At 35.8% G+C, this 15,859-nt stretch carries 23 protein-coding genes and 2 pseudogenes; all 25 read left to right on the top strand.

Annotated features, from left to right (window positions below):
* Nucleotides 1–84 precede the first annotated feature (84 nt).
* The 25 genes and pseudogenes from BK126_RS06965 to BK126_RS06845 all read left to right on the top strand — a co-directional run bounded on the left by BK126_RS06965 (nucleotide 85) and on the right by BK126_RS06845 (nucleotide 15,675).
* Nucleotides 85–534 carry a MerR family transcriptional regulator gene (locus tag BK126_RS06965; protein WP_076311886.1) on the top strand — a complete coding sequence of 150 codons (450 nt, stop codon included), beginning with the start codon at nucleotides 85–87 and terminating at the stop codon, nucleotides 532–534.
* Between the two features lie 134 nt (nucleotides 535–668).
* The gene (locus BK126_RS06960) at nucleotides 669–1,148 is read left to right on the top strand and encodes a 2'-5' RNA ligase family protein (protein ID WP_218639241.1); all 480 of its coding nucleotides are present in this window, start codon (nucleotides 669–671) and stop codon (nucleotides 1,146–1,148) included.
* A 196-nt stretch (nucleotides 1,149–1,344) separates the two neighbouring features.
* Entirely contained in the window at nucleotides 1,345–1,812 is a 468-nt protein-coding gene (locus BK126_RS06955) for an HIT family protein (protein ID WP_076311884.1), read from the top strand.
* Between the two features lie 344 nt (nucleotides 1,813–2,156).
* Complete coding sequence (locus BK126_RS06950; RefSeq protein WP_076311883.1) at nucleotides 2,157–2,717, top strand: histidine phosphatase family protein; 561 nt, start codon at nucleotides 2,157–2,159, stop codon at nucleotides 2,715–2,717.
* 206 nt (nucleotides 2,718–2,923) lie between these two features.
* Nucleotides 2,924–3,763, top strand: coding sequence for a phosphotransferase family protein (locus tag BK126_RS06945; protein ID WP_076311882.1), 840 nt, complete (start codon nucleotides 2,924–2,926; stop codon nucleotides 3,761–3,763).
* 144 nt (nucleotides 3,764–3,907) lie between these two features.
* Entirely contained in the window at nucleotides 3,908–4,429 is a 522-nt protein-coding gene (locus BK126_RS06940; RefSeq protein WP_076311881.1) for a GNAT family N-acetyltransferase, read from the top strand.
* An 11-nt stretch (nucleotides 4,430–4,440) separates the two neighbouring features.
* Nucleotides 4,441–4,677, top strand: coding sequence for a hypothetical protein (locus tag BK126_RS06935; protein WP_076311880.1), 237 nt, complete (start codon nucleotides 4,441–4,443; stop codon nucleotides 4,675–4,677).
* A gap of 215 nt (nucleotides 4,678–4,892) precedes the next feature.
* Nucleotides 4,893–5,606 (top strand): class I SAM-dependent methyltransferase, encoded by a 714-nt coding sequence (locus BK126_RS06930; RefSeq protein WP_076311879.1) that lies wholly within the window; start codon nucleotides 4,893–4,895, stop codon nucleotides 5,604–5,606.
* A 102-nt stretch (nucleotides 5,607–5,708) separates the two neighbouring features.
* Complete coding sequence (locus BK126_RS06925) at nucleotides 5,709–6,179, top strand: NUDIX domain-containing protein (protein ID WP_076311878.1); 471 nt, start codon at nucleotides 5,709–5,711, stop codon at nucleotides 6,177–6,179.
* A complete protein-coding gene (locus tag BK126_RS06920) occupies nucleotides 6,176–6,835 on the top strand; it encodes an HAD family hydrolase (RefSeq protein WP_076311877.1) in 660 nt (219 codons plus the stop codon). The genes BK126_RS06925 and BK126_RS06920 overlap by 4 nt, the downstream gene beginning before the upstream one ends.
* 186 nt (nucleotides 6,836–7,021) lie before the next feature.
* Entirely contained in the window at nucleotides 7,022–7,468 is a 447-nt protein-coding gene (locus tag BK126_RS06915) for an aminoacyl-tRNA deacylase (protein ID WP_076311876.1), read from the top strand.
* A gap of 268 nt (nucleotides 7,469–7,736) precedes the next feature.
* Entirely contained in the window at nucleotides 7,737–8,339 is a 603-nt protein-coding gene (locus BK126_RS06910) for an aminoglycoside phosphotransferase/kinase family protein (RefSeq protein WP_179085522.1), read from the top strand.
* Nucleotides 8,340–8,349: 10 nt separating this feature from the next.
* Nucleotides 8,350–8,793, top strand: coding sequence for a DUF5412 family protein (locus BK126_RS06905; protein ID WP_076311875.1), 444 nt, complete (start codon nucleotides 8,350–8,352; stop codon nucleotides 8,791–8,793).
* A gap of 70 nt (nucleotides 8,794–8,863) precedes the next feature.
* Nucleotides 8,864–9,334, top strand: coding sequence for a DUF4188 domain-containing protein (locus tag BK126_RS06900; protein ID WP_076312580.1), 471 nt, complete (start codon nucleotides 8,864–8,866; stop codon nucleotides 9,332–9,334).
* Between the two features lie 45 nt (nucleotides 9,335–9,379).
* On the top strand, nucleotides 9,380–9,874 hold the full coding sequence (locus tag BK126_RS06895; protein WP_076311874.1) for a DinB family protein: 495 nt from the start codon (nucleotides 9,380–9,382) through the stop codon (nucleotides 9,872–9,874).
* 71 nt (nucleotides 9,875–9,945) lie between these two features.
* Nucleotides 9,946–10,376 (top strand): annotated as a pseudogene (locus tag BK126_RS30345) (GNAT family N-acetyltransferase).
* A gap of 51 nt (nucleotides 10,377–10,427) precedes the next feature.
* The gene (locus BK126_RS06885) at nucleotides 10,428–10,871 is read left to right on the top strand and encodes a GNAT family N-acetyltransferase (RefSeq protein ID WP_076311873.1); all 444 of its coding nucleotides are present in this window, start codon (nucleotides 10,428–10,430) and stop codon (nucleotides 10,869–10,871) included.
* 39 nt (nucleotides 10,872–10,910) lie between these two features.
* The gene (locus BK126_RS06880; protein WP_076311872.1) at nucleotides 10,911–11,411 is read left to right on the top strand and encodes an arsenate reductase/protein-tyrosine-phosphatase family protein; all 501 of its coding nucleotides are present in this window, start codon (nucleotides 10,911–10,913) and stop codon (nucleotides 11,409–11,411) included.
* A gap of 2 nt (nucleotides 11,412–11,413) precedes the next feature.
* A complete protein-coding gene (locus tag BK126_RS06875; protein WP_076311871.1) occupies nucleotides 11,414–11,935 on the top strand; it encodes a GNAT family N-acetyltransferase in 522 nt (173 codons plus the stop codon).
* Between the two features lie 32 nt (nucleotides 11,936–11,967).
* Nucleotides 11,968–12,396 (top strand): NUDIX hydrolase, encoded by a 429-nt coding sequence (locus BK126_RS06870; protein ID WP_305954029.1) that lies wholly within the window; start codon nucleotides 11,968–11,970, stop codon nucleotides 12,394–12,396.
* A gap of 36 nt (nucleotides 12,397–12,432) precedes the next feature.
* Nucleotides 12,433–13,212 (top strand): annotated as a pseudogene (locus BK126_RS29760) (Cof-type HAD-IIB family hydrolase).
* 51 nt (nucleotides 13,213–13,263) lie between these two features.
* Complete coding sequence (locus BK126_RS06860; protein ID WP_076311870.1) at nucleotides 13,264–13,737, top strand: DUF2716 domain-containing protein; 474 nt, start codon at nucleotides 13,264–13,266, stop codon at nucleotides 13,735–13,737.
* A gap of 227 nt (nucleotides 13,738–13,964) precedes the next feature.
* Complete coding sequence (locus BK126_RS06855; protein ID WP_076311869.1) at nucleotides 13,965–14,432, top strand: hypothetical protein; 468 nt, start codon at nucleotides 13,965–13,967, stop codon at nucleotides 14,430–14,432.
* 45 nt (nucleotides 14,433–14,477) lie between these two features.
* Nucleotides 14,478–15,041 carry a hypothetical protein gene (locus BK126_RS06850; RefSeq protein WP_076311868.1) on the top strand — a complete coding sequence of 188 codons (564 nt, stop codon included), beginning with the start codon at nucleotides 14,478–14,480 and terminating at the stop codon, nucleotides 15,039–15,041.
* 64 nt (nucleotides 15,042–15,105) lie between these two features.
* On the top strand, nucleotides 15,106–15,675 hold the full coding sequence (locus BK126_RS06845) for a GNAT family N-acetyltransferase (protein ID WP_076311867.1): 570 nt from the start codon (nucleotides 15,106–15,108) through the stop codon (nucleotides 15,673–15,675).
* Nucleotides 15,676–15,859 lie beyond the last annotated feature (184 nt).

Raw genomic sequence — 15,859 nt, 5'->3', positions numbered from 1 at the left:
ATCTGCATTACAATAAGCTTAGGACCTTCGTATAACACGAAGTCAAGGCGTCTTCGTTAATTTATTTTCCAAGGAGGATTTCACATGTATACAGTCAAAGAAGCTGCTTCAATAACAGGACTTACCGAGCACGCAGTTCGCTTTTACACGGATAAAGGCTTGGTGCCAAGCATACAGCGCAATCAAAATAATATACGGATGTTCGACGAAGAATCGATCAATTGGCTGCATGGCATCAAATGCCTTAAGCAATCCGGGATGCCGATTGGAGTCATAAAAACGTACATCGATCTCTGTTTAGAAGGAGACTCGACCATTCCGCAACGCTTCGAACTCATGATGGAACATAAGGAAGCGGCACTCGCTAAGCTCGAAGAAGCCAAACAGCACGTTGCCCATTTGGAAGAAAAAACGGCCCTATATCAAGCCATTCTGGAGCACCGTACGCAAGACACGACCAATCCTGGGAATTGGGACAGAATTCAGCACATGCATAGTGACGTATTTTACTCGCCTGCTGTTCGGAAGGCGTGAGAGATCTTAAACGAATGAATATAACAAGAATTTAAAACTTAAATAGAATAGAAAGTAGTGATTATATTTTGTATGGGATAGTACTTCATTTTGACTCAGAAACAAATGATAAAATCAATAATCTATGGGGGGAATTGAATGAGGAAGGTATATCTAGCTATGCTAACGAAATAGAGAATAGAAAGCCACATCTAACCATAGCTGATTATTCAGATTTGGAAGAGTCTAGTTTCAAGAATAGGTTCTGCGAATATTACGATTCAACTCCAAGGATCTGTCTAACCTTTAGCATGTTAGGGACGTTCATAAAGAGTGGAGCTTTATTCTTATCTCCGAATCCAACAATGGAATTGCTAGAACTTCACTTCAATCATCATCATCACTTCAAGGAATATAATGTATTCTCCAATTCAACGTACAACCCTGAAAAATGGATACCCCACTGTACAATTGCAAACCGTTTAAGCGATCAGAAGTTATTAGAAGCATTACAATACAGTACAAAAAGATTAGAGAGTATACAAGCCGAGGTGCAAGAAATATCACTTATCAAGTTGCAGTATAAGGACAATAAAAAAGTAGTTGAAACTATACTTAGTAAGGAATTTATATAAGACACTAGAGGAAAATTAGTGAAGATAGACTCTATCTAAAAGCTATGAGCTCACGACCATTGGTCAGACCGAGGATCTCCGGAAGTGGACTAAGTCGGATATTCGAGGCTAACAGTGCATTTGCGCAGCCGTCGTACATACGCGAACGTTATGTGATGTAAATACAAGTAAAATATCATATCTTGGAGATGAGTTTATGAAGCATAATTTTCTGTCAGATCCTATAGGTTTTGCAGATAGAGGTGAAAATCCTACTGTCATAACCAAGATGAAATCAGGCTACGCTGTTATCGGATTAACACAATTTTTACCGGGCTATTGTTTGCTTATTCGAGCACCGAAAGTGAACGAGCTAACAGATCTAGAGTATGGAGATCGTAATGATTTTTTACTTGATATGAGTCTATTAGGAGATGCTTTGAAAGAAGTATGTAAACCAATGAGAATCAATTATTCAATTTATGGTAATGAGGCTCCATTCTTACATGCTCATGTATTTCCGAGATATGAATGGGAACCGGAGTACAATCGAAGAAACCCTGTATGGACCTATCCGGAATCAAATTGGACAGATGATCAATACCAATGGAATGAAGAGACTCACAGAGATTTAATGTTAGACATAAAAAAGGTATTGGAAAAAAGAATGTCAAGCGCATATTAAGAGAGTATATTGAGATTTTATAAACAGAAATAAATGAGGGTGTAGTTAAAGTCTTTTGTAGTCCGAATAACTTAAATGAATTTGGTGTTCTATATATCAAAGCCGCTGAACTAGAATTCTATGATCAATTACATAAGAGTATTGAACTAGAAAGATTAAGATCTATAGCTGAGAGATATTAGGATGATTTCGGAAAGAAATAGAGACTGTGAAGATAATCTCAATGCTGTCGTTGACAGCGGATAATAAAACATTCGCGAAGTGCTGGCAGCTGCTAACCTCGGTCTTCAAAGGTGCATTTCGGGGAAGCAATTTCTGCGGACATCTCTAGGGAGGTATATATGATGGAAACCATTATTTATATGGTTAGACATGCTGAATCGCCTTATGATGAAGGAAATGAAAGAACAAGAGGGCTTACTGCAAAGGGTAAAATGGATGTTGATAAAGTAACAAAGATACTTATTGGTGAAGGAATAGACATCATAATCTCAAGTCCCTATTCTCGAGCAGTATTGAGTGTTGAGGGATTGGCTGAACACTTAAACTTAGAGATAGAAACATTTGAAGATCTCAGGGAACGCCATTTTGCTTCAGGCGAAATTATTGATTTGATGTCTAATATTAGACATCACTTTTACAACTTTGAATATGCCTTACCAGGTGGCGAATCAAACGCAGATTGTCAGAATAGATCAGTTTCAGTACTTAACACCATATTAAAACAACACCAAGGGAAGAAAATTGCAATTGGAACACACGGTCTTGTAATGACATTGATGATAAATTATTTTGATTCAAATTATGGCTTAGAATTCTTAGATCAATTAAAGAAACCAGATATCTATAAAATGCATTTTGAAGGTCTAGAATTAAAAGAAGTAATAAGAATGTGGGATGAGTAGTTTTATGTAATCTATCAAAGATGAGTCTAAATTCACATATTATATTAATAATATATTTTAGCATTGTTGCTTGCACTCCTCAATCTAGTAGAAGATATGAGCAGGGGAGCAGAATCAGCTAGACACAACCGACATTTGCCGGGCGTTGTGAACACAATAACGTTAAGCGAAAGACTTTAAAAATAGAGGAAGAAGGTTTACAGTTGATGGCTAATGACATCTTGTTGCGTAAGTTTCCAAATATAAAATTGACTGCATTGTCAGGAGGGTATACCAATTCTTCATTTCTTCTCGAAGGATCAAACCCTCTGGTTATTGCGAAAATTTTCAATAAAAATAATAGTAATGGTAAGAGTGAAAGGGATACACTGACTCTTTTAAACCATTCAGGTGTGTCTCCAATAATTCATGATTATTTTGAAGATGATACATCCGGGTACATCATTATGGATTACATACATGGAATCAACGGCCAGCGTTTTCTAGATCAAGGTGATATGGATAAGGCTCGAGAGATCTATAAGTTATTAGGTGTTCGTTTATCCACTGAAATACATTCAATAAAACAGAAAAAGAGTCAATGGGAATTACCCATCGTTGGGCTTATGGAACGAGGAATTGATTCAGTCGATTTCGTCTCCAGTGATATAAAGGGTAGGGTGAGAGATCTCCTGGATATTCATGTTGAGGGAGAAAGTACCTTAATTCATGGTGATTTTGGACCTCATAATACGATTTTATCTGAGAATTCAATGGTTGTTATTGATTGGGAGTGGGGAGGATGGGGGCATCCACTTCAAGATATCGCATGGGTGCTATGGTTTGTTCATCTCCATTATCCCGATATTTGTGAAGAGCTATCTGAAATTTTCTTAAATGCATATCGTTTACGCTCACCCATACAAATAACAGAGGAAGCTGTAAAAGCATTTGCACTTTCTAGAGTAATTCATATTTTGAATCGAACAAAGAATGCGAATCCCAATGTAAAAAATGAGTGGCTTAGAAGATTAGAGTGGACATTGAATACCAATTTATTAGGATAATTCTATAGAAGAGAGTCCTTCAATATAACGTAATATTCACGCTGCGGACATTTAGCCTGAGTCGGATACCCAATACAGGAACATGTTATACGTACTGCAAAGATAAATAATAGCTTCAAGCTGTCGTAAGTTAGGAGAAAGAAAATGAACCTAAATGACAATCCAATAGCGGTGAAACTAAGAAATTTAAGAGTAGATGATTATAACAGTGTTCTGAATTGGAGTAAGGATGATTCCTTCTGTTCAGCAAATGGATGGGAGAAAGATCGAAGTCCACAAGAATTATATATATGGTGGCGGAAATGTGTAAATAACGAAGCTGAAGATTTTATCCGAATGGGAATAGAATTTAATGAAAGGCTTATTGGATATGCTGACTTGGCCAGTATTAAAGACAATTCTGCTGAGTTAGGTATTGCAATTGGCGAAAGTACGCTGTGGGGGAAGGGATTTGGATTTTATTCAGCAAAATCAATGATCGACCACGCTTCTAAGCATTTAGGGATTACCGTCTTTAACGCAGAAACAAACGATTCGAATATTAGATCGAGAAAAATGCTTGAGAGAATAGGCTTCAAAGAAATTAGTAGAATTGGTAGTGAAGAATACTTAGGCGGGAACAGTCAACTTATTCAATACAGACTAGATTTGTACACGATAGATTGAATAGTGACTTAATGAACAAATTTCAAATTCAGAAATCTGGCTTTGATGGGGATGCCTATCATTTCCATTCGACATTAACCTATGGATACAATCAATATAATCAACTTTCAGAGATGAAGAGCAAGTTAGATGAAGAATTTAATGAAATAAGCTATCAGGTAAAAGAAATTGCTATGTTTTATTCTGTTGACGAACATCGTCCAGGAAGATTCATAACCCATAAAATACTACCAGTAATGAAGAATTGATAATTTTAAGGTAACTCTGAGAAGGTGGGAAATACGCCTATGCTTCGGGGTATTGACCTTCTGTTTATCAAAAGCAAAAGCATAGGTAGTAATTCAGACAACATGTGACCCGGCCTAAGGTAAGAGCTAACTAAGGCCGGGTCACATTTTAGATTCAGGAACTTGATATGCAATTAAGGTAAAGTAATTCAAGATTAAGGGAGGAGTTTTCGAAGATGGACAAAACAATTAGAACCCTAAATGATCTATATGAAATGTTAGATACTCAGTTTCGACCTTCCAATCAATTTTGGGATCCGTTTCATTCAGATCGTCAAAAACCAATTCAATTCTTTCCTAATAAGCCAGATGAGAATCTTGATCTGTATATAAAGTCAGGAATGATTAATAAAGGACGGGCGTTAGAACTGGGCTGCGGTCCAGGGAGGAATGCCATCTATCTTAAATTGAATGGCTATGATGTGGATGCTTACGATATTTCACAAGTAGCTATTGATTGGGCTAAAGAAAGAGCGAGTGAATTAGAGCTCGACATTAATTTTAAGTGCGAATCAGTATTTGATCTGAAACCAGTTAATGAATATGAGTTGATATATGATTCTGGTTGTATGCATGGTATCTTACCCCATCGAAGAATTCAATATTTGGACATGATTCATAAGGGATTAAAGTCAGGAGGGTATTTGGGGTTGACCTGCTTTGCATCTGGGTTTGGAGAAATTGGTGGACCACAATTCACAATGATTGATTGGGAAGTATATGAAGAGAAGAGCATGAAAGGTGGTCTTGCATTCACTGAAGAAAAAATAAAATTTATAATGTCTGATTATTTTGAATGTATAGAATTAAGAATGATGAATCCTATGGATGAGGATAGCTGTCTTTTTGGAGTACCATTCTTATGGACGTCGTTATGGAGAAAGAAATAGAGACTTTAGAGTATTCACCGTACCTAGATCGGATCCGTCAGCTTAGCTGCCTAATAAAAAAATTACGAATAACAATTCAAATAAATAAAAGGAGATTCAGTGATGCCTATATGTGTAAATAAACGCGGGGATGTATTTGAAGAACTCATGGAAGTTTCTGAAGAAGAAATGAGTTCAATGAAATTTGAATATCCGATTACCCATGCATTAGTCGTGGCCAAGAGCGCTGAAGGATTTTTATTGATGTTTAATAAGTGGAAGAAGAATTGGGAAGTTGCGGGTGGCATTCTCGAAGAAGGCGAAACATTACGTGAGTGTGCACTGCGTGAATTGAGGGAAGAAACGAATCAAATACCTAGTCGTTTATTCTTTTTAGGCTTAATGAGGTTTTCACTACATAATGGAAAGACAGAGTATGGGGGATTATTTAGTGCGTTCATTACTGAACCAAGACCATTTGAAGAGAATGAAGAGGCGGGGGATATTGTATTTTGGGATGAAGTAAGTGATATTGGATACATCGATGAGATAGATCAGAAGCTGCTAAGCTTTTACAGAGACGAAGAGCAATGATCAAAGGAATCCTATTTGATTTAGATGGCACATTACTTGATCGCGATCGTTCATTGATTGCTTTTCTTGACCATCAGTATAATCGTATTCATGCTTTACATAATATTGAAAAGGATGTTTTCATTCAAAGATTTATCGAATTGGATCAGAAGGGATATGTGTGGAAGGATAAGGTCTATCAAAGCCTCATTGAAGAAATGAACCTTGACTTAAGCTGGGAAGAGTTATTAGAAGATTATATTGCGTCATTTCAAAATCATTGTATTGGTTTCCCAGGCATGATTGAATTACTAGATTACTTGAAGGAAGAAAATATCAAGTTAGCCATCATCACCAACGGGTTTGGTCGATTTCAAATGAATAATATTAAGGGTCTAAAGATTCATGATTATTTTGATGAGATTTTGATCTCAGAAATTGAAGGTGTGAGAAAACCCGATACTGAGATATTTACGAGAGCATTAAATCGCTTGGGAATAGAGCCGTACGAAGGAATATTTGTAGGGGATCATCCAGTTAACGATGTTGAAGCGAGTATAAAGTCTGGAATTATAGGCGTATGGAAGGAAGAAGACTTTTTTGAAAGACCTTCATATGAATGCAGATCAATTAAGAACCTAATAGAAATTAAAGATATACTTGCTAGCCTTTCATAGTAGAATACATTGTATAACTCAATATTCACCCATCGGTGTCTGTCTGGCCCTCGGTCCCTCCATGAAGAGCCAAGCAGAGAAGTTATTTTCAGGGCAAACGGACGTCGTAATTTGTAATTACAGTTACGTTATAAGAAATTCCCCTATTACAAGAACTACAAAGTATTTACAAAGGAGTACATGTTTATGAGCGAATTAGAACTGGTTCTAAAAGATAATAAGATCGAGTATGAAATAATTAATCATGAATTTTCTATTCAATCCGCCCAGGAAGGTGCTGATTATTTTGGAATTGAGATTGGTCAAACAGCCCCGACATTGGTATTGAAATCGGAAAGGGAATATTTTGCAATAATTATTTCAGGAGATTATGGACGAATCGATTTTGAGGAATTGAAAGCAATATTGAAATGTAATGAACTCAAGCTGGCTAAACCTAAAGAGGTAGAACAAATTATCGGATATACAATAGGAGCCATACCATTAATAGGGCATGGATTATCGACAATTATTGATCGCCAATTAAATCGATATTCATTCATATATGGGGGAACAGGAACTCCCAAATCAACATTAAAGATCAGTCCAAAGGATGTAGAGAAGTTCAACAATATAATTGCATTTGTTCGATAAATTGAATTAGATCAATAAGTTTGTAGGATCTGGCACATACTTCTTAATGTTAAGAAACTGAAAGAAGTCATTAACATCATCTAACATTACACTCACGCATTAAAATCTATCGTCCTCTGGTTTTTGCATGTATAATAATGGGAATAGCCCTAGCCCACACAAAATACACGAACCCCGCCTAAGATAAGAGCTATCTAAGGCGGGGTTCTTTCGTGAATATAAGAAATGTACGTTATACGATATATGGAAAAGAGAGTAGGAAGCTATATTGGAGCATTTAATCAAAGAACTGATTTTATCTTATTTTAGTGAGACAGTGGAAAACATGGAATCAGTGCCATTCGGTCTTACGAATTACTCTCAAGTATTAACCGTTAACAATAAAAAGTATGTTGCAAGAATATATGATCGCCACTCTAAAAATCTAGAAAAATTAAAATTTGAAATTGAATTAACAACGTTCCTTGAACAACTTCATCTTTCGTTTAAGCTTCCAGGGTTTCTAATTGCAAAGACAGGAGATCGATTTGTCCAGCTATCAAATGGTCAATTCGGTTCAGTTATGCGCTTTATTGAAGGTGAAGTTCCTGACCTATTACGGATATCAGATATTAAGGAATATGGAAAAACCGTGGGTCAGATATCGGTTGCATTGAAGAGATTCAAAAGCAACTCATGTATACAAGAAATTAAATTTCATAAAATATATAATCTTCATCCATTATCTAATGAAAGTTCCGTAACCCGTTTTTTGGATCAGCCCCCTTTTGAAATCGAGAGTAATCAATTATCTATATTAGCAGATTTATTAAAGGATATTCGTAGAAATGAATCCATTATTGACGAGTTACCAAAGCAACAGGTTACCTAGGAGAATTACGATGAACGAAACAGACGAATGGCTATCAGATGAAGAAGTTCAATCTCATAAGAAAAGATTTAGTAGGCGTGCGTTAATTATTGCATTCCTCTCTTCTGTACTAATACTAGGTACCGCAATATACTTTTTGCATGATCTTGGCTCAGACGTTGCCTCCGGAATGTGTGGGAATGAAGAGATTAGAAGAGAAGGTCAACCAGATGACGGAGCTTATGACATCGTGCTCTTTAAAAGGGATTGTGGGGCCACAACCGATTATAGCTATCAATTATCAGTAATTAAGAAAAACTCGACATTAGAAAATACAACAGCCAATATTTTTATATCAGATCATGAATTTAGTGCTTCTTGGGCCAATAAGAATACAATTAAAATTCGCGGATTTTCTAATGATGTATATAAACAAGAAAGGAAATATAAAGGGATAAATATACTTTATAATTAAACCCCAATATAGACCCAAAAAAGGAGAGAACTACGTGCCGGATGTAATTCACGGTAGATATACTGCTGAAATGGAGGGTCCTTTTGTTGTATTCATTATTGGTATGAGAATAAATCGGCTATTGGCCTTTCATAAGTGGGTTCCTGTAGCAAAAGCAATGGGGCCTATGATCAAAGAGCTATACCAGAATCCTGAGATTGGATTTATGAGTACAGAGTTTTTTTGGAATTGGCGAGGGCTTACCTTATTACAATACTGGAGAACCTACGAGCAACTTGAGAAATATGCACGAGGAGGGACTCATCTTGTAGAATGGAAAAAATTCAATCAATCCGTGGGAACGAATGGAACGGTGGGAATTTATCACGAGACGTACATGATTCAGCCCGGACAATATGAATGTATTTATGGAAATATGCCTAAATTTGGTTTGGCCAAGGCCGGAACACATATACCCGCAGTCGGTAGAATGGAGACCTCGAGAAGAAGAATGGGAGGGGATAATGATCCAGCCGTTCCCACTCCTAAGAATCGACAGTAGTTTTTGAACAGAAGCGGAAAATCTTTCGAGAAAAGAGGTACAAGTGTGAGTTATAAATCTATTCTGTTAGATCAATTAAACGCTTGTTATAACGATAAGAGCTGGTTTATTCCTCTTCATGAGATCCTAATCGACTTAAATGCAGCACAAGCTGCGTGGGAGACAGAGAGTAAACAATCGATCTGGTCGATCGTGAACCACCTTATTTTTTGGAATGAAAAATGGCTTGAACGATATAACGCCGGACAATTTGAATTGGACAGCACCATAAACAATGAGGATACGTTTTATGTTAATCCACATTCTATAAATGATCTTGAATGGAAGAAGACCCTTCAGAGGCTTGAAACTGTTTTTATAGATTGGAATAGGGCAATTGAGGAAAGCTCGGATGCAAAACTAATATCTGTAATCCCGTCATATTATAATGCTCCATGGTGGGGAGTGGTATCCAATTTATGTATTCATAATGCTTATCATATAGGACAGATCATGCTACTGAAGAAACAATTGCTAAGTTCAAGTCAAACAAGCCAGTGAAAATGTTTCAACGAAGTCAGTTCCTTTATATTCAAATAAAACACACACTTCGTTTATCTTGGAGGATTATGATGTCCAATCAAACCAGCATATTAAGGAGCACAGATGAGGATAGCAAATATGTAAGGAATAAACTTATCGAGTTTAATGCAAATCAACTATCAGATGACATTAAGAACAATTATGAAGAGATTAACTTACACATTAAGGATATGGAAGAAAATATCGTTGGGGACTTCTTAGCGTGTTTTACTGGAGTTGGCTTGAGATTGATATTCTGTGGATTGATCAGAAACATAGGAAGAATGGGCATGGATCAAGTCTATTAAGTGAAATCGAGCGAATTGCTCGAGCGAAGAAGCAGTGTACCTTTATTAAGCTAAATACATTTAGCTTTCAAGCACCTGGTTTTTATGAAAAACATGGATACCAGATAATAGCAACAATTCATGATGCACCTCGAGGGCACAAACATTATTACTTCTTGAAGGAATTAGATTAACGCTCCTGTTTGATCAGGGGAATCATTTTATAAAAATGAGGGATTTAAAACATGCAAACCTTGAGTATCATTCCTGCGCAACTAGGTGATGTACATATTTTAAGCCAAATGAACAAAGAACTTATTGAAGACGAAAAAAGCGATAACCAAATGACATTAGATGAATTGAAAGACAGAATGACAGATTTTCTGAATAATGATTGGAAGGCAGTTCTACTTGTTCTAGGTGAACAGACTGTAGGATATGTCTTATACCAGGAAAGAGAGGACACAAACAATAGGAAGAATAAAACTTTCTATATAAGACAGTATTTTATCAGCAGGCAATATCGAAGAAGAGGATTAGGAAAACAAGGAATAGATAAATTAAGGACCGAGTTATTTCAGAATTCAACGCTCATTATTGATGTGTTAGAAAGTAACCCAATAGGCAGAAGATTTTGGGAAGAGATCGGATTTAATTCATATTATACAAACATGAGGCTGAATTCGTAAGGTTGTTAGGAAGCATGAAATAGAAAGGAAGTGAATGTATTGAAGGTTCTATTTTTATGCACAGATAATTATACTCGCAGCATCATAGCTGAATTTATCTGTAAGGATTATCTGAGGAAGAATCAGATCTCGAATGTGCAAGTGGCTTCTGCAGGGATAAGAGCAAATAGTGACATAAGTAAATATTCGGATCTTCATTTTAAAATAATGAATGACATGAATATCGATACATCCGAATTTAAGCGAACTCAATTTGATAATGATACGTTTCTTCATTATGACATCATCATTGGTATGAGTGAGCTACATAAGGAATTTGTAAAGAATGAATATAATAAAGACATTCACTTATTCAATGAAGTATATTTAGAGCAGAATACGCCGGTAAATATTGGAGCACCAGATCGTGAAGATTTTGAAGAGAAGATGAGAGAGTTAATACAATATTTTATTGATGCAATTCCAGAGGTGATGTCAAATTTAAAACATATCCATCCATTGGGTATCACCCCTTCTATGAATCAAGAGAAAGGGGACTAAAGATGAAAGACTCAATATCATTAAGAAAACTTTCAAATGATGATGAGGTATCCCTATTGGACATAGAATTCGCAAAGAGATATCCATGGTATACCTCGAATGATTATTTTTCTAATTGTTTAGAAGAGAATTTGGAAGGTAAGAGAGTTACTTTACTAGCTTACTATGGAGATACCTTGGCCGGCTGCTGCCACTTATTGTTTGAATCCGACTATCCCTATTTTAAACGAGAAAACATACCGGAGATAAATGACCTCAATGTTTTTCAGGAGTTTAGGAGAAAGGGAATCGCAAGTGTACTGTTTGATGAGCTTGAAAGAATAGCATCAAAGAAGTCCAAATCAGTAGGTCTAGGAGTAGGACTATATAAAGATTATGGGAACGCTCAAATGATGTATAACAAGCGCGGATATGTCATGGATGGTAGAGGAATTGTATATAAAAATATGGAAGTAAAACCTGGGCACCAGGTGACAGTTGATGATGATCTGCTGCTGTATTTAATCAAAGATCTGGGAGAATGATTTAGGTTCCGAATCATATGTGGGGGAGATCAATGATGAACAGAATTAATGTAGTTTATTCTCTGATTTTAGACGAGACAAAGACACACATATTAATGGTGAAGAATAAAGACAACAATCGGTGGTCTCTTCCTGGTGGAGCAGTTGAAGAAGGTGAATATTTAGATGAAGCAGCAGTCAGGGAAGCAAAGGAAGAAACGGGGTTTGACATAAATGTTCACGGTATTGTTGCGGTCAATGAAGCGAAAATAAGCCATAGTAACGAACATGCGTTATTTATTACGTTTAATGCAGAGATTGTTGGAGGAAATAAAAAGATCATAAGACCTGATGAAATAATGGATATCCAATGGATTAGTCTTGAAGAATCTAATGGATTGATGCCTTATTATAAAGAAGGTTTAAGTGGACTAGTACAAAAGAACTCTGAAGTAACTTATTTTAATGAAGGCATTGTGTGAGAAATAACCAGATATATCTTCAGAGAGGAGATCTCAATGAAGTTTCCAATTATAGTGTTAGATCTAGATGGCACCCTTCTCAACTCCAAAAAAGAAATATCAAAGCGAAACTATAATGCGATTATGAATTGCTCGAATATGGGGGTGAAATTTATTTTTGCAACAGCACGTCCTCCAAGAGCAGTCAGGTCGTTTATAAACGAGGAGATGCTCAACTTAGGTTCTTTTGTTTATTACAATGGAGCCTACATTGATTGTAAGCATACAGGGATTAATAAGTACATATCAATTGAATCTGAAGTTACAGCAGAGCTCTTAGATTACTGTTTTCATTGTAATCCGGATCTCGACTTAAGTTTAGAAGTAAAAGATGAATGGATGACTTTGATGGAATATGATTATTCTGCTGTGATATAAGTGAAAGATAAAGCTAGCGTAAAACCATTGGAAGAACTTAGACGGCTTGAGGCATCAAAAATCATGTTTACAGGAAAAATGGATATGATCTCATTTCAAGAAAGATTTAAAATGAAATTAAACATTCTGATCACAGACAATGGAAATCTTGTTCAAGTATCATCACTGAAGGCTTCTAAAGAAAATGCAGTAGCGGCTTTGTGTAAGGAGATGAATGTTCCTCTCGAAAACGTCATGGTTTTTGGCGATGATTTTAATGATATAGGATTATTTAATCTTTGTGGTTGGCCCGTGGCAATGGGGAATGCAATAGATGAATTAAAAATGAGATCAAAAGAGATAACAGAAACTAATAATAATGATGGAGTGGCTATAATCTTGGAAAAGCTTAGTGGGTAATCCAAGGCCATCAATCAACACACAAAGTATAACAAACGGGAGTTATCATTTATGAATTGGATACCTTTAAGTGATGAGGAATACAACCAAGTGTGGGACAGGATTGGCAGAGAGTTTCATTTCAGACCAAGCATTTCTCCAAGGGATTGGCCTACTTTTTTTGAGAAATCTCCTTTTATAACTTATGACGTCTCAGACTTTAATGAAGATGATATAGATGATTTAGAAAAGAAATGTTTATCAGCATTCAAAGCAAGCACAAATATCGATGAATTCATGTATGCACTTGATTGGCAGCATGAATCTTTTTTATATAATCCTCATTTAGAAACAAGCAGGGTAGCGCAAACAATCAGATTTTATCCAGATGGGGAGTACTATTTGTTTTTAAAAAGTGATTTTAGTTGGGGGTATCTTAGTCATCCATGGGAAAAAACAATTTGTATTTTTGGAGAAGAATTGATAAAGAATTTTGAAATTTATAAACCAAGATTATTTAGTAAGATTGCACGAAGAAGCAGATGAACTACATCTAACATTATATTCACCCATCGGAACCTACAAGTTACTGGCTCAGCCCGAGGTATATGGGGGAGAAGCGAAAACAGGCAGACACATCCGCATCGACTAACCGCATGTCGGCCAGCGACTTCGTCGACTTAAATCGGTAGGACGAGGTCATGTATACAGAAACGTTAGATAAAATTCATTCGGCACTACATAAATAATTCTTATCGAAATGAGGTGAAAGGATGACAACATCTCAATGGCAAGAAATAAATAATCAAGAAGACATTGAGAATTTAATGAGTTTGTTTGGCTGGTTTCACGATTCATGTATCAAAGGGCTTTATATGTGGACTGATCATTATGTAAATAAAGACCTTTCCATGTCAATATCAGCAAAACGTGACCATAGAGTTAGATTACTCATTCAAAGACAAAATACAAATCCAACTGCGATTGAATTGATATTTGATGAATTGATTCAATTGTATATTAATCCAAGTCCAGAAAATTACGATTCTATTATCTTCGGTGCGACATTTTTACATAAGGACGGCTTGTTTTATTGGGCAGACGATAATGAATGGAGTCCTGATAAAGAAAATAAATTTGCTGAAGTCAATTGGATTTGCTCCAAGAAAGTGAAATGGAGAGATGCCAATGATTGGATTGGAGAGACATTGAGATACGGGCCTAAAGAGGATAAAGAATGAGAGTTAGAAGAAGCACCGAACGACCTCTAATAGAAGGGAATAAATATGAATAAAAGAAGAAATGTAATTCTCGTATGTTGTGCAATAATAATCTTTATATTCATTTATAATTATTACAATTTAAATTATACAAATGAGAGCATAACTAGCAATGTTATAAATCAAGATGGATATTCACTCACATTGCAAGTAGAACAAATTCCTATTGAAATATTTATAAAACCCGAATGGATTACATTCAATCCAGAGGAAAGAAAAGAACAAGATATAGAGTTACTAGAGACCTATAACACCAATTTATTGTTGGATGATGTATGGAATAGAGGTAATGATATATATTTTAGTTTTAAGACTACTTTCAATATGAAATACAAAGCAGGGGAGTTCATATATAATGGATTCTTTAATGATGATGGAACCTTTACTACTCCGTCAGCTAAAGTGAGATTATATGATATAAACATGAAGGAGTTTTCGGTGGGTCAGACAGGTACTGGTCCAGAGGCATCATTTTCATTTGGGATAAGACCTGAAGAACAAGAATTAATAAGTGAAGGATTTTATGTAAAGTATGATGGATATAATTTATATGCCTACTCAAAGAGGTAAGAAGTCTTTTGCTGAAATCATTTGAATGCATCAAATACAAAGAAATGAAGGAGAAGATAAGACAATGTTTAAATACGAAATTGACGATTCTTCTTTGTTAGCATTATTGGAGACTAAAGATGCAGAACAATTATATGATTTGATCAATAGGAATAGGGATCATATAGGGAAGTGGTTGAAATTTCCCAGTATGACTTTGGCACCGGAAGATTCAAAAACCTTTATCGAAAGAACACGCATGAGATATGCTAAAGATGAAGGTTACTGGTTAGGAATATGGTGTGGAGATACACTAGTGGGCTCTATAGGTTATGTATATTTAGATCAAGAAAATAAAAAAACAGAAATTGGATATTGGCTCGGGAAAGAATATGAGGGCAAAGGTATAATAACTAGATCGGTCAAAGCACTAATAAATTATGCATTTCTTGAACTTAAACTAAATAAAGTTGAAATAGGAGTAGCTACAGATAATACGAAGAGCCGTGCTATTCCTGAGAAATTAGGTTTTAAACGTGAAGGGGAGTTAAGAGATTACGAATATATAAATGGAAGATTTGTAGATAGAATAATTTATGGATTGAAAGCGGATGAATGGAGAACGGAGTATAGTTTTTTCTGCAAAGACATTTGAAGTTATTGTTGAGTTAAGTCAACGAACAGGAGAAACGTTAGGTGCCTTTTCCTCAAGAATATGAACTAATGAAACTTTTTGAATCAGAGCATATAAATTATGTAGAACCATATGGGGAACACGGAGTCATCAATGAGGTTACATCAATGAACATAATAAATCTATGAAAAGAGTGGACTGAGCT

The organism is Paenibacillus sp. FSL H7-0326 (genome assembly GCF_001955535.1).
Lineage (GTDB): Bacteria > Bacillota > Bacilli > Paenibacillales > Paenibacillaceae > Paenibacillus > Paenibacillus shunpengii.
The sequence above is the reverse complement of the archived record's forward strand: the minus strand, read 5'-3'. Positions and strand labels throughout refer to the sequence as shown.